We start from the raw sequence: 13,125 nt of genomic DNA on the forward strand, positions 1-13,125 counted from the left end.
GTACTCACTGTGAATGAGTGCTTGTGGCTGCAGCGCCCATTCATTGAAGTTGTACTGAAAAATAAGCCAAAATATCGTTTAAGGCCTCACGAGTAGGATGGCCGCTCTCATTCACAAAATCGAGCGTAAGCACCGAATGACCTTTTCCCGGCAGAGTATGGGTGATAACACGTGTTGCGTCAGGGTCGTTAAATGCGTTTTCAATGGCATGATATTTTTCAGCAGTGCACATAGGGTCTTCGGCAAACCGGTAGGCGTGTATCGGGGCGGTGTTGTCGATACGTTGTCGAATGGTAGTAATGTCTTCGTCTGACATGTGCAACTGCGTGGGTTTTAGTAACGGCATCGATGGCTGGGAACTGACAGCGGCCAGCACACTGTCATCGCCCATCAATGAGATCGCAAAATTGCCCGTGAGGCACATACCGATAACGCCGACACCCTTTGTTTGGCTCTGCGCTTTAACATCGCGACATAGCGCTTTTAGCCAGTCCACAATCGGGCTTGAGCCATTCGCCTCAAACAAGCTGAATTCCTTGCGCATACAGAACACGCGCACTAGGTTGCCGCCGATACTGACTTTCTCCAGTGGGCCAAATAGGTGCGGTAGTATCACCTCGAAGCCGTGTTCAACAAATTCATCTGCCAGCCGCATTGTTTCAGGTCCGATGCCGGGTAGCTCCTGAATGATTATTATCGGTGCACCGCGACCACGGCGATAGACATCATGGCTGATGGTTTGTCCGGTACTGCATGTGGCACTAAAGGAAGCTGAGTCGTAGTCGGTAATGGGTGTAGCAGAATGATTCATGGTTTATACCCAGTGAAGCGACTTTTCATACGTCGAACGCAGCGTACGTCACTGTAACACCCGTTCGCACTTAAAATCAGAAATGGCGCACGATACTTTCCGCATAGGTCTCCATGAACTGTTTCTTCTCATCAACGGTAGAGTGTTTTTTGCCCAGCGCATACTGGAACGGTGGCGCTACGGTACTTTCGAGTCCGTCATCGGCCAATCGTTGATAGAGTTTCAGGCTGGGGGCGGCGCTGATCCCAAGCATGGCTTCAAAAGGTAGGTGGTCTCGTCCATATTCTTGACGCAGTTCATTCAGCCGTCGTAATAGCGGGCCGACGTCCTCAGGGGTCGTGCCTGCACCTATGTAGCCGCCTCCAACGCGCGCCGCGCGCCGCAGTGCGATTTCGCTGGAACCTCCCACATAGATCGGAGGGTGCGTACTGGGTGCAGGGCTTAATTGTACTCGCGGAAAGTCAAAATGAGCGCCGTGATATTCAACCATTTGGCCACTCCAAAGGGTTTGCAGCACCTCAATAATTTCATCGGTAATCTTCCCGCGCTGGTGAAAATCAACGCCATAGATATCAAACTCTTCCTTCATCCAGCCAATTCCCACGCCCAAGATAAAACGGTTGTCACTGAGTATCGCAAGGGTAGCACTCGCTCGCGCAACTTCATGGGGATTGCGCAGCGGTAAAACGTAGACCCCGCAGGTAAAAAGGAGTTTGCTCGTTACCGCGGCCATGGCCGCGAAAATAGCCGTTTGGTCGGGGTATTCGTCATCGGGTTGCATCGGCGGCACACCGCTTTCAGAATAGGGATAGTTCGGAACGATGGACTCAGGGTAGACGGCGTGATCCCCACTCATGAGTCCATGAAAGCCCATCTCCTCTGCAAAGCGGGCAATTTCAGTCAGTTGTTCAGTTTCGGCCCAGGTAATAGCTTGCCAGAATTTCATATCGGTTCCGTCACATATCGTACAGTGAAACTGTCGTTTTAAATGGACTCTCGCGGGACGTCGAAATACGCTTCGTACTCCGTAAACAGTGCACGCAGTTCGTCCTCCTCCATGCCCGTATTGGCTAGACTGTATAAATGCTTGCCGTGTTTGTCTGCAGGGTTGTTATCGAGAAAAGATTGCATTGCCGTGGCAGCTTTGTCAGACAGCTCTATATCGAAGTGTTCGTAGGCACGACGAACGGTGCCCACTTGGTCTGCCATAAAATCGCGGAAGTACAGGTCGACAACCTGACTTTCGGGAAGTTGTCCTGATTTTCGATAGGCGACGGTATTGTTGTAACCCTGCGATAAAGCTTTGGCATAGTAGGCGGTCACCTTGCTCAGGTCGGTGCGGTCACTGGACAGGGTATGCAAAGTCGCTGCCAGATTGCTCATGGAAATAACAGTTTTCACTGGATCGCGATGCGTTTGCACAAACAGTGCATCGGGATATTCGCGATGAATGTGTTGTAGATGCCATAAATGTTGGGGAGACTTGAGAGCCCAGCGTTTTCCCGGTGCTTTCCACTGCAGGACCTGCAGGAAGCGCCGATGCCATTTCAGCGCTGACCGCATATCGCATTCCATGACCCAGCGGTCATACGTGGGCACGTAAAACTGCACAAGATAAATCATTGAGGTGAAATCATGACTGGTCATAGTGACACATTCTTGAGCCCGTTCGGCGCCCATGGGATGCATTGTTTTAAATTGTGGCAGGAGTTGGTCAACCCTTTTCAGATCCTGCTCTGCCAATGCGATGCGCGGATCACTGCCATAAGTTGCCGTTTCCGGCGGCGGCAGCGGTCGAGCCGTTTCCCAGGTAAGGGGCACACGGTTGTCTGGGTCCATCACCAGCAAATCATGAAAAATCGTAGTGCCAGAACGTGGCGGGCCGACCACGAATATCGGCCGTTCTATGCGCTGCTCCTCAATCTCAGGCTGTTGTTTCAACAGTGCGACAAAATTCAGCCTGTTCTCCAGTGTGCGTACCAGATCAGACTTGGCGATGATACGACCGAGTAGCGAAAGGTTAGCCTCCTTTTCTAGCCCTTCCAGAAGCAGTGCCAGTGGCTGCCTAAAATCATTCTCCCCAAAATCACTGAGTCCAGTATTGTCTGTGGCGGTCTGCAGCAGTTTATTGAGGCTCAGATTGAGGGGTTGAACGCCAATGCCATTGACGCTGCGCCCGACCATATTGAGAAATCGTACAGGCAAGGGCATTGCTGTTTTCATTTCAGGCCCCTAGATCAGCTAGCTTCATCAACGTTGTCTGCGGTGTTTCGACGTCGCCTGTCACTAAAAAGAAGCGCCAGAACACCAAGCCAAAAATGTTGCCCTCAGTGTCAAGCCAGTTTGGTAGGCCAGGGTCTGAGTGGGCGATTATCATTTTAAAGCTACCGTCGCTTTCTAATACTGTTTGAGTCCGGTTTAGGGATACGCTGCGGCTGCGAAAATCAAAGGTCTGCTGAAATCGATTCCACAGACACACATTGCCGAAACGACAGTCTGGCCAGCGGCCGGTAATGACCAATGCCTCATCCGGGCCAATAAAAAATGGCGCCATCGAATAGTGCGCATCGAAAGCTGCGAGGCCAAAGTCACCGGGTGGCTGTGGCGGTGGAAATTCGTTGGGCGTCAGTGACACAAATGAGGGAAGTACGCCGTTGGCCATTGGTGGCATGCCGAGCGTCCTGCCGTGTATGGCGTTGCAGACGCGTCGAATACCGGCAGACACTGACTCGTCAGTGGGTGCCGCAGGCACGCCTTTCGCCGTCAGACATTCAATGCGGATACGCGGCTCTAGGTTGGGTTCCATAGCGGCAGGACTTGCGTGTTCAAAATAATGCCGCGTTGTAACCCGAGAGGCGCCAGCCTCAAGTGGCAGCCAGCCTTTGTCCTTTGGTTCGCCGCCCAGATACAGCGTAAAATCGCCATTGCTGTCAATTTCCAGGTTTTGGTCATTAATCACGCCAGCAGTTCTGGTTGCCATATGTCCTTCTTCAGCGCCCACCTCGATGGTGAGCGAAAAGTAGGCTGCTCCATGGATACTGCCGTGTATGACGTAGGCGTGATCGGGGCTTACAGGAGCATCGAAATAAATCGCGTCTGAGTTGTCCCCTGTGAGTTTGCGGCTTGATGTCGTAATGCGACGAAAGTCTGGACGACTGGCATCCAATTCAAAGTTTCCCACTAGAGACGCTTCTATAATGTGCATTAGCGCGCGGTGGGAACCGACGATGTCCTCTGGGGAATTTAGGTTCCATTCAGGGCTTGACCAACGGGTGTCGACCTCTTGCAGTAGCTCAATAAATTCGCCTAGGGCAGTGCGACTCTGTGTTTGAATAGTCATAGTGGGTTCCGTAACGTGTTACTTATTGGCTGTCGCCGTATGAGGGTTAGTGGATTCGAAAGGAATATTGAAGCGTTTACGATAAAACATCAATCGCTGCTCAACCTCCTGTGGGTCGAGGCCGAAATCAGTCAGACTGTACTTGTGTGCACCGTGCTGGTGCTGCTGATTACTGTCTAGCCAGCCTTGCATTGCAATACGCGCATCAGGTGTGAGCGGTCGCCCTAAAAAATTGTAAATGCCCTGCATTGCATGTTCCCAGTCTGCAGTGATGTCTGCATACAAAACGTCATACTGATTTTGATCAGGAACGCTGGCAGCACGTACTTGAAGGCTTTTCTGCAGCATACGCTCAGTCTTCCTAAGCCACTCCTGGCCTACCCATTCAGGCGTTACACTGGCACTGTCGCGCACGATGGCGTTCCACACCATCGAGCATGAAGAACCAACCACTTTGACCGGATCACGGTGTGGGCAAATCAGTTTGGCATTGGGAAATACCTGTAAAAGCGCATCTAAGTCCTGCATATGTTGCGGAGACTTGAGAAGCCAAGGTTTGTCCTCGGGATCATCTCGAAACCATGAAATAATTTTTAGCAGAAGCGCCATATGCTCATAGGCGGCTGTCTGGTTATGCGTCATTAACCATTCGGCAAACGTTGGTATTTTTGCCGATACCTCGAATAACTGTGTTGAAAAACCATGCTGTATTAGGCCAATTTCTTCTTCCACTTCGAAGGTGTCCAGCGGGTGCACCGCGGCAATCTGTGGGCTCATATACAGAACCGCTTTCAAGCCTTTTTCTACTGCGGTGATACGCGGGTCAATTTTCCCATTGGCCCTTGCCGTAAAGCACTCTGGATACGGCACCGGATAAACTGACTCCCACGATTTGAGATGCAGGAAGTTTGAATCCGATGCCATCAGGCGTTGTAGTCGAGTGGTGCCAGAGCGCGCAAGGCCAACAATGGCGACCGGGTCCGGCATCGAGCGTGCAAGAATTTCGGGATGGCGTTTGACAAGGTCCTGAGCATATAAGCGGTCTGTTAGCAGGCGCAGAATACTAGATTTGCTCATAAACCTGCCTAAAGGATTGAGGTCTGCCTCATTTTCTAGTGACTGTACTAATAGCTCCATCGGCTCCAGAAAACTGTCTCCGCCAAAGTCGGTTAGACCGGTTTTCTTTTTTGCTGCTGCAATTAGCGCCGATGGATTAAGATCAAAACGAGCGATACCTAGGGCACCGGCGCCACGCAGTGCGCCGTTGAGGAGGCGCATCGGAGTACGCTGGTAATCGATGGCTTGCAATTTTTTGTTCGTAGTCATTCTGTATTCTCATTGCGGCAATATTAAATAATTGGCTCTTATGTGGTCGGCGCCGCTTTACGCTATCATCCATTTAACCGAAGATGCCAGACTAAATGTGTTCAAAAAGAGATTCTTTTTATCAATGATTGATGCAAAGCCCGATCAGGTCGTGTCCATTCTCGCCGCTGCCAGGCGCTGCTATCTTGCCAATGGTATTTCTGCCACTGGTATGAAAGACGTCGCTGCCAGTGCTGATCTGGCGCGCTCCACCCTGTACCGATATTTTCCAGGTCGTGACGACTTGTTGGTTGCGACGATTATGGAAGAAATGATTGAGCTTAACGATTGTATCCGCAAGCGGTTAGCGAGATACCCCCATCCTGCGGACCAAGTGGTTGAGGGGCTATTAGTTGCGATCAAGGAAATTCCTCGGCGGCCACTGCTGCACGCGGTGTTTGCATCGGAGGGCGACAGCCGAGCGCGCCGCGTGATTTGGAGTTCCGGCGCTATTGTTAGTTTCGGGGAGGAACTGATGGATCACGTTATTCAGCCTGCTCGCGATGCAGACTTGTTGCAGGACGCTGTGCGTCCTGAAATTTTGATAGAGTGGGTCTATCGTCTGTTATTGTCATTTCTCACGCTGCCCAGTAACTGGGTCAAAAGTGATGTGCAATTGCGCGCTACGCTGCATGCGCTGCTGGTCCCTGTGTTATTGAAGTAACTTTTGAGGCAGTTTCTGCGATTGCTTCTGATCCGGCGACCGTGGCAGCCATTATTTCATGTGCACAGTTGTAGCCAGGCAGAAATGTCACGCCCGGGCCGGGATGACAAGACGCTCCGCACAGAAACAGGTTGTCAATGGGTGTTGTGTGGCCGGTACCGTCAATAAGACAGCGATCGCCGATCATTTGGTCGGGATGTAGCAGGCCATGAGTCCAGTCACCGTTAGTAACGCCCTGCATGCTGGCAAAATGATCAGATGAAAAAATAGCCTGATCCACAATGACCTCACGAAAGTCGGGCATATACAGGCAGATATGGTCAATAAGCTTTTCGCCCATCTGGTCTCTTAATTTGCCCCGTTTATCCTTATCTGCCTCACAGGGAAAATAGAAGCCATAGGCACTTGCGATATGGAAACCGGGTGGCGCAAGTGTTGGATCGACTATTGTGGGTATCTGAAATGCCAGTGGCACATGTTCAGGCAGTTCGCCGCGCAGACAGGTTTCGTAACTGCGCTGGAGTTCGCTAGGATCGAGCACCATGGCGCCGCCAAAGTAGGCGCCAGGTATGTTATTGAGATTTTTCAGATGGGCAGAATATGTGGGTCTGCGTTTAAGTTTAAACAGCATATGTACAAACGCGCCTTGGTGAGTGAACGCGTCTACTTTCTCTTGGTCGGCCTCGTTGAGAGTATGGTTTTCCAGTAAACCGTTAAAGGTTGCCTGTTTATCTAGATTGGAAACGATGATGTCTGCGTACAGTCGTTGTCCGTTTTTTAGCTCAACGGCCACTGCACGATTGTCTTCCACAACAATGTGTGAAACACGCTGCTTCAATCTTACCTCGCCTCCCAGTTCACTGATTTGCTGGGCAAGGCAGTCTGAAAGCTTCCCGATGCCGCCCTTAACGCGTTGCATCAAACCGTCTGAGCCCTCCTGCGCCATAGTGTAGATTAAACACATGCCAGAGCCTGGCGAATAGGGTCCTTTGTAGGTTGCCTGCACCGCGGCAAAAGCCATGCTGGCGCGCAGTTCTCGGTGCTTGATCGGATCTGGAAAAAATTTGTCGATAATGTCCATGGCCGAGCCTTTGAAAGCCAGTTCCAAGTGTTCCCGCTGCTTTGCCGTTTTCGCTTCGGCAATAAGCTCTTCCAATTTGCGCGGTGCTTTGCGCGCGGTGAAGCGATCGAGCACCTGCGCTGGATACTGGCAAAACTTCATCAGCCGGACGAATCCCAGCATAGCACCGGGGCCGAAACTGCGCAGGACGTTAAACGCAAGCTTCAGCGGACTCTTAAACAAAATCAGTGGACGAGCATCGGCGCCTGCCAGATTCACTGCCATTACCGGCAGTGGGATTAACTCTACGCCATGCGATTCGAAATCGAAATATGATTTTATCTCTGTAGAGAGAGGAAACAGGCAGCTCGCGCCGACTTCATTGAGGCAGCCCTTGAGGATTTCCCGAGTCCCCCCATCCCGCCGACATAGTTGTTTTTCTCTAGCACGAGAACCTTTTGTCCATTGCGTGCCAGCACTAACCCTGTCGCAAGACCATTGTGGCCGGCACCGACAATGATACAGTCGTACTCTTCACCAGCTGTTGATGCAGAGATGTCAGCTTCGGTCTGTTTGCTCATACTATGCGCTCCAGCGTTGGGTGGGGCCTTGTATAACTGCCTTGTCGGACATATTATTTTAAATGTCCGATTACGGCAAGGTTTTGAAAAGCGTTTATTTATTTTTTTTGCATAGGGTTCAGATGGTGATAATCAACACTGTAAAGCTAGTTCTGATCGTTTTCAAAGCGTGTTGCCGGCTTGTGTGGGATGCCGTGGGAGATATCACGGGTGGTAGTTTGCCCTTCAAGGCAGACGATGTTGCCAAGCCTGACACCTTGGCTCGCCTGATCAACGAAGGGGCATTGCAGCCGCACCCGGCGCCAATCGTTATCAACTCGGTAGCGCGTCAGGACATACCCTCTGTGAGCAGCAATTGCCACAATCTTGTACTGACGATCGAACAGGCCGGTGAGGCTACTTTGCCCTCAAGTTTGTTCGTCAAAGTGCCGATGGAGTCTCTAGCGACTCGCTGGTTTTTTAGTATTATCAATTCCTGGCAGTTGGAGTCCTATTTCTTTCGCCACGTGGCGCAGACCCTGCCTTTGCGCACACCCATCACCTATGCCACCGCCTCCCGAGGCTCGCGCTTTTATCTAGTGCAGGAAAACCTCCATGAAGACCCTACGGTGGAGTTATTTATTAATCCGGACATGATGGAGGGGCCATCGCTGGAGCGGGTCTACGGCTGCCTGGACACCTTTGCTCGATTGCACGCCTGCCACTACGACCTTAGTAGCCAAGAGCGCGAGGCGATACTCCCGTTGGGTTACCATCTTTTTCTTTCTCCCACCATGGGGTTAGTCGCACGAAATCTGAACCGTATGGCGCTAACGCCTTGTATGAAAAAACGCCCTGGCGAAATACCGGCTGATGTCGCAGAGGCGTATCGGCTTACGATCAGCCACTGGGACGATTTATTGGGGTATTGGTTCTCCGGCCCGTTGTCTTTGCTGCATGGAGACAGCCACCTGGGTAACTTCTTCGTCAGTGGACAGGAGATGGGTATGCTGGATTGGCAGGCTGCACATTGGGGTAAGGGTATTCGCGACGTGCAATACTTCCTTATTGATTCGCTGCCGGCTCCGACCCTGGCGGCTCATGAGCGAGAATTAGTTGAATACTACGTTCAGCGCCGAGCTCATCACGGCACGGCTATTGATCTTGAGCAGACATGGCAGGAATACCGTAGCTTCACATTCCACACATTGATGACCATCATTGTTACCATTGGCTTTGGTGCGCTTAACGAAGAGCAGGACGTCCTGTTTACCGAAGTTTTGAGGCGCGCCGTGGCAGCCGTTCAGCGGGTAGATTACGCGGGCTGGCTGCGAGAATTTTTGAACTGACCCTCGGCCTAAACCCTTTTTTCTTTGTAGCGTGGCTTGGGTACTATGACTAGAGTCACTAGTTGACGTATAAGCAATATTGACGGGCCGATTCTGTCGGCGTCCATTAGGCCATTGACTCAGGATACTATCCGATGAAAGCAGTTCGGTGTTGCGATAAACAGGTTCATGTGGTCGATGTGCCAGCTCCTAAGGGCGAAGGCGTAATCGTGAACGTGCGTTCGGCAGGTATCTGCGGTTCCGATCTACACATGCTTAACGCGGGATTTAATCTTGCTGCGACACTGGGTCATGAGGTCGCCGGGACTTTGAGTGATGGTCGTGCCGTGGCATTGGAGCCGATTGCACCCTGTGGGCACTGTGATATGTGTGTGCAGGGCGATTACAGTCTATGTCGGTTGAGTGCAGGAATGGTCTACGGTGTGGGTCGCGACGGCGGTATGGCAGAGAAAATCATCGTGCCTGCACGTTGCATTGTACCCTTGCCCAGCAACGTCAGCGCTGCCGATGCCTGTCTTGTAGAGCCGTTAGCAGTGGCGACACACGGTATACGCATGCTGGACATTAAGCCCACCAGCCGGATAGCTATAATCGGCGCGGGTGCGGTAGGACTTGCGGCAGCTGCGATTCTAACACCGCTTGTCGCCAAGGTGGATATTGCCGCCCGACACGACGCGCAAAGAGACGCTGCCGAGCGTTTAGGCGCAGGGCTTAATCCTAGTGGAGAATATGATGCGGTAGTGGAGTGCGCCGGTAATTCTGGAGCGCTAATGCAGGCTGCTCGCCTGTGTAAACCCAGCGGTGTTATTTTGTTGCTGGCCACTTATTGGGACGGCGTAAGTCTGCCTGCATTTGAAGTTTCGATGAAGGGCCTGAAAATCTACGCCTCCTCGATGTATGATCGCCACGGGCTGGTGCGCGACGTTGATGCGGCCGCCCAGTTGATGGCCCAGCGCCCTGAGTTACCAGGAATTTTGATTACGCATCGATTGCCTCTCGACGCCGCCGCAGAGGCTTTCTCTATCGCAGCGAATCGAAAGGCGGGTGCAATTAAAGTGGTGTTGGAGCCGTAAGCGATTGTGGAGACAGGCGCGCCATAACTTTAACAATTCTTAACCAAAGTCTTCCAGTGTTTTACATGAAGTTTTGTTCCAATAAAGTCCTGACACACTATTGGAGATCAGATATGAAAGCACTTATTCTTGCACTAAGTTTGACACTCGTTTCCAGCGCCGTATTGGCACAATCGGAGGATGAGCCGCCCAGCGGTAATAAAGTCGCTAAATTAGAGCGTATGCAAAACAATTTGGGACTGACAGATGAGCAAGTTGAGCAGATGCGTGACATTCGCCAAGCGGGCGGCAGTCGCGAAGATATGAACGCAGTACTTAATCCAGAGCAGCAGGCAAAGGTAGCCAAACTTCGTAAGACGCACAAGGGCAAAGGTGGAGATCGGAAACGTCGTTTACAGCAGCTGGACCTGAGTGACGAGCAGAAGACGCAAATCCAGAATATTCGGAAGGAGGGCGGTTCGCGAGAGGAGGTCCGTGCTGTTCTGACGCCGGAGCAGCAGGCTAAATTGAATGCGGCGCACGAAAAACATAAAGAGGCAGGCGTGCACGCTGAACAATAGGCAAACGCCACGGCCGACCCGACGATCAGGTTGGCCGTTTTTTATCGGTCTGGTGTATTCTCTGCCAGCACGCGGTTTATTTGTTCAGCAAGATCGAAATCTTTCATTGTAATCCCCCCTGCGTCATGAGTGGTTAAGTCTATTTCGACCCGATTGTACACATTTGACCATTCAGGGTGGTGGCCGGCTGCTTCCGCTAGCACCGCCACTTTGCTCATGAAGTCAAATGCCGCAATAAAATCCGCGAACACTAACTGCAGATGCAGTTTTCCGTCACTTAGCCGCCAGTCCCCCAGTTTAGTTAATTGCTCCGTTACCGCTGTTGGTGACAATTTTTCACTAGACATAATGAGTGTCCCTTGATGTTAAGTAGGGTAGTAGATTAGCATTCTTGTACAGGTGTTATCCAATGGTAGGGAAAATCAAGGGCCGGGTATACTGTCGTTGGAGGCTATTCTCAAGCAAGGTGAATGGATAGCCGTGTGATAGAACGAGAGTGGCACAGTGCCAGGGGCCTAGATTGCTATGAGTTTTCAGTATGTTCTGGTTCGGCGTCATTATGGCCAGAGTGGGAACGTTGTTGATGGCCAAAGGCGTATTTGCGCCCACCGATGAATTTGACCTAAACAATACCCGTACGCCGGAGCTAGATCGCTAGTCTCAGTATAGAGTGTTGATGGGTTCATGTGCGTGAAGCGGCGACTGCAATCGTGCAGCCGGCACGCTCAATATTGAGCGCTATGAGGAAGTGATAATGAAACGATTAAGTCAGCTCAGTCGCTCCATCAGTGGTAGTGTCGCCATCGTTACCGGGGCGGCCAGTGGCATGGGGCGCGCGACAGCCCACTTGTTTGCTGATGAAGGCGCACGACTGGCAATTATGGATATTAACGGGGATGGTCTGGAAGCGGTGGCGGAAGAAATTCGCTCAGTCGGTGCAGAGGTGCTTGCGCTCACGGTAGATTTGTCGTCCCGGGACGCGGTAGAGCAGGCCGTATTGAAGGTTGCTGCGCATTTTGGTGCGATTGATATTCTGGTTAATAATGCGGGACTGGTTATTCCAACGACCGTGGATGCCGACAATTTTGCCGAGGCCTGGGATATGTCCTTGGCGGTGATGGCTGGCGCACAGGCGTGGGCTATTCGCGCGGCGTTGCCAAGCCTGCGCCAATCCCTCCATCCCCGTATTGTGAATATTGCGTCTACTGAGGCGTTGGGTGCGACCCGTTACGGTAGTGCTTATACCGTAGCCAAACACGCCAGCGTGGGTTTGACCCGTGCCATGGCGGTTGATCTCGGCAAGGAAGGCATTACGGTTAACTGCGTTTGCCCCGGACCGATTCGTACTGCAATCACCGACGGGATAACGGAGGAAGACAAAGCGACCTTTGCCAATCGTCGCACGGTGCTGCGCCGCTATGCCGATCCTGAGGAAGTCGCTCATGCGACGCTGGGGCTTGTATTGCCTGCTGCGGGGTTTACGACCGGAGCGACGATAGTGGTGGACGGTGGGGTGACGATTCGTAATGCTTGAGCAGAATGCGGCACGTTGCAAGTATCAACGGTCTTGTGTTTTGGTTTAATCCATTAGTGCCAGATCGCGGGTAGCCTTGTTGTCCCGTAATTCCTGAAAATTGCTTACGGAGTCTTTGAGATGTGCCGCCCCTACTTTTTTGAGTGCGGGTTCGATATTGGGTGGGGCGTCGTCTAATGCAAGAAACTGACATACTCTGGCCAGCGTCGACGCAGTATGAGTAGAGAGTTCTTCGTAAGTGATGTTCAGTACATTTTCATGTAATAACGTCGCACAAAGGGCGCTACGCTCTGCTTCTATTTCGGCAGACCTTTTTTCGAACGCGCCGATGTCAATATGTACTTTTATGGGCGTTTCGCTCCTGCCGCCAGCTCCCGAGTGATTGGGCCCGCCATTAAGAAAAATCTGTTCAGACACAAAACGTCTGAGCGTATTTTTTCGAGTGAGATGAATAAACCGGATGTCAGGCAGCGCCAGCAACCAGGTTCTTGCGTCATTCCACTGCGGTTTTAAAAACGCACTGTACAGTGCCTTAAATCCGCAGGCTGTGTTGTCGCTGGAAAGCGCTCTTTGCATAAAGCCTACCGGGTCTGAATCTCGTTCTAACAAAAGGCGCTGCAGTCTTTCTTCTCGTTCACTTTTGCTGGCATTGACGAGATCGAAGCCGTCTTCATAGCCGCGCACATTTTGCGAGCCTAATAGTTCTCCATGGCAGCACACGCCTGGCAGACTATTAAGCGTCTTCACCAGCAGTGTGCTGCCAGTGCGGGGCGCGCTAACGATAACAAAACTTATGGGCATGAGACGTC

At 51.8% G+C, this 13,125-nt stretch carries 14 protein-coding genes; 5 read left to right on the plus strand and 9 right to left on the minus strand.

The window, feature by feature from the left end:
• Nucleotides 1-40: 40 nt before the first annotated feature.
• From ABXT62_RS04315 to ABXT62_RS04335, 5 genes are all read right to left on the minus strand, one after another.
• Entirely contained in the window at nucleotides 41-811 is a 771-nt protein-coding gene (locus ABXT62_RS04315; protein WP_415357345.1) for a dienelactone hydrolase family protein, read from the minus strand.
• A gap of 76 nt (nucleotides 812-887) precedes the next feature.
• On the minus strand, nucleotides 888-1,757 hold the full coding sequence (locus tag ABXT62_RS04320; protein WP_415357347.1) for a TIGR03619 family F420-dependent LLM class oxidoreductase: 870 nt from the start codon (nucleotides 1,755-1,757) through the stop codon (nucleotides 888-890).
• Between the two features lie 38 nt (nucleotides 1,758-1,795).
• On the minus strand, nucleotides 1,796-3,034 hold the full coding sequence (locus ABXT62_RS04325; RefSeq protein ID WP_415357349.1) for a sulfotransferase family protein: 1,239 nt from the start codon (nucleotides 3,032-3,034) through the stop codon (nucleotides 1,796-1,798).
• A gap of 1 nt (nucleotide 3,035) precedes the next feature.
• Entirely contained in the window at nucleotides 3,036-4,151 is a 1,116-nt protein-coding gene (locus tag ABXT62_RS04330) for a DUF1214 domain-containing protein (RefSeq protein WP_415357351.1), read from the minus strand.
• A gap of 18 nt (nucleotides 4,152-4,169) precedes the next feature.
• On the minus strand, nucleotides 4,170-5,477 hold the full coding sequence (locus ABXT62_RS04335; RefSeq protein WP_415357353.1) for a sulfotransferase family protein: 1,308 nt from the start codon (nucleotides 5,475-5,477) through the stop codon (nucleotides 4,170-4,172).
• A 124-nt stretch (nucleotides 5,478-5,601) separates the two neighbouring features.
• Here ABXT62_RS04335 and ABXT62_RS04340 point away from each other — a divergent pair, with 124 nt between their 5' ends.
• Nucleotides 5,602-6,180 (plus strand): TetR/AcrR family transcriptional regulator, encoded by a 579-nt coding sequence (locus ABXT62_RS04340; protein ID WP_415357355.1) that lies wholly within the window; start codon nucleotides 5,602-5,604, stop codon nucleotides 6,178-6,180.
• Here ABXT62_RS04340 and ABXT62_RS04345 read toward each other — a convergent pair.
• Both ABXT62_RS04345 and ABXT62_RS04350 read right to left on the minus strand, forming a co-directional pair.
• Nucleotides 6,140-7,519: a phytoene desaturase family protein gene (locus ABXT62_RS04345; RefSeq protein WP_415357357.1), complete on the minus strand. Its 1,380-nt coding sequence runs from the start codon at nucleotides 7,517-7,519 to the stop codon at nucleotides 6,140-6,142. The two genes, ABXT62_RS04340 and ABXT62_RS04345, sit on opposite strands and share 41 nt — an antisense overlap.
• A gap of 59 nt (nucleotides 7,520-7,578) precedes the next feature.
• The gene (locus ABXT62_RS04350) at nucleotides 7,579-7,821 is read right to left on the minus strand and encodes an FAD-dependent oxidoreductase (RefSeq protein ID WP_415357359.1); all 243 of its coding nucleotides are present in this window, start codon (nucleotides 7,819-7,821) and stop codon (nucleotides 7,579-7,581) included.
• Between the two features lie 122 nt (nucleotides 7,822-7,943).
• On the opposite strand from ABXT62_RS04350, the gene ABXT62_RS04355 reads away from it, so the two are divergent.
• The 3 genes from ABXT62_RS04355 (at nucleotide 7,944) to ABXT62_RS04365 (ending at nucleotide 10,782) form a co-directional block, all read left to right on the plus strand.
• A complete protein-coding gene (locus ABXT62_RS04355; RefSeq protein WP_415357361.1) occupies nucleotides 7,944-9,149 on the plus strand; it encodes a phosphotransferase in 1,206 nt (401 codons plus the stop codon).
• Nucleotides 9,150-9,283: 134 nt separating this feature from the next.
• Entirely contained in the window at nucleotides 9,284-10,222 is a 939-nt protein-coding gene (locus ABXT62_RS04360; protein WP_415357363.1) for a zinc-dependent alcohol dehydrogenase, read from the plus strand.
• A gap of 113 nt (nucleotides 10,223-10,335) precedes the next feature.
• Complete coding sequence (locus ABXT62_RS04365) at nucleotides 10,336-10,782, plus strand: Spy/CpxP family protein refolding chaperone (protein WP_415357365.1); 447 nt, start codon at nucleotides 10,336-10,338, stop codon at nucleotides 10,780-10,782.
• 41 nt (nucleotides 10,783-10,823) lie between these two features.
• On the opposite strand, the gene ABXT62_RS04370 is transcribed toward ABXT62_RS04365, so the two are convergent.
• Nucleotides 10,824-11,129 (minus strand): 4a-hydroxytetrahydrobiopterin dehydratase, encoded by a 306-nt coding sequence (locus ABXT62_RS04370; RefSeq protein WP_415357367.1) that lies wholly within the window; start codon nucleotides 11,127-11,129, stop codon nucleotides 10,824-10,826.
• 407 nt (nucleotides 11,130-11,536) lie between these two features.
• Between ABXT62_RS04370 and ABXT62_RS04375 the strand changes: the two genes are divergently transcribed.
• Nucleotides 11,537-12,316 carry an SDR family NAD(P)-dependent oxidoreductase gene (locus ABXT62_RS04375; RefSeq protein WP_415357369.1) on the plus strand — a complete coding sequence of 260 codons (780 nt, stop codon included), beginning with the start codon at nucleotides 11,537-11,539 and terminating at the stop codon, nucleotides 12,314-12,316.
• Nucleotides 12,317-12,361: 45 nt separating this feature from the next.
• Here ABXT62_RS04375 and ABXT62_RS04380 read toward each other — a convergent pair whose 3' ends face one another.
• A complete protein-coding gene (locus ABXT62_RS04380; RefSeq protein ID WP_415357371.1) occupies nucleotides 12,362-13,117 on the minus strand; it encodes a Stf0 family sulfotransferase in 756 nt (251 codons plus the stop codon).
• Between the last annotated feature and the right edge of the window lie 8 nt (nucleotides 13,118-13,125).

The organism is Halioglobus sp. Uisw_031, from assembly GCF_047729875.1.
Classification (GTDB): domain Bacteria; phylum Pseudomonadota; class Gammaproteobacteria; order Pseudomonadales; family Halieaceae; genus Marimicrobium.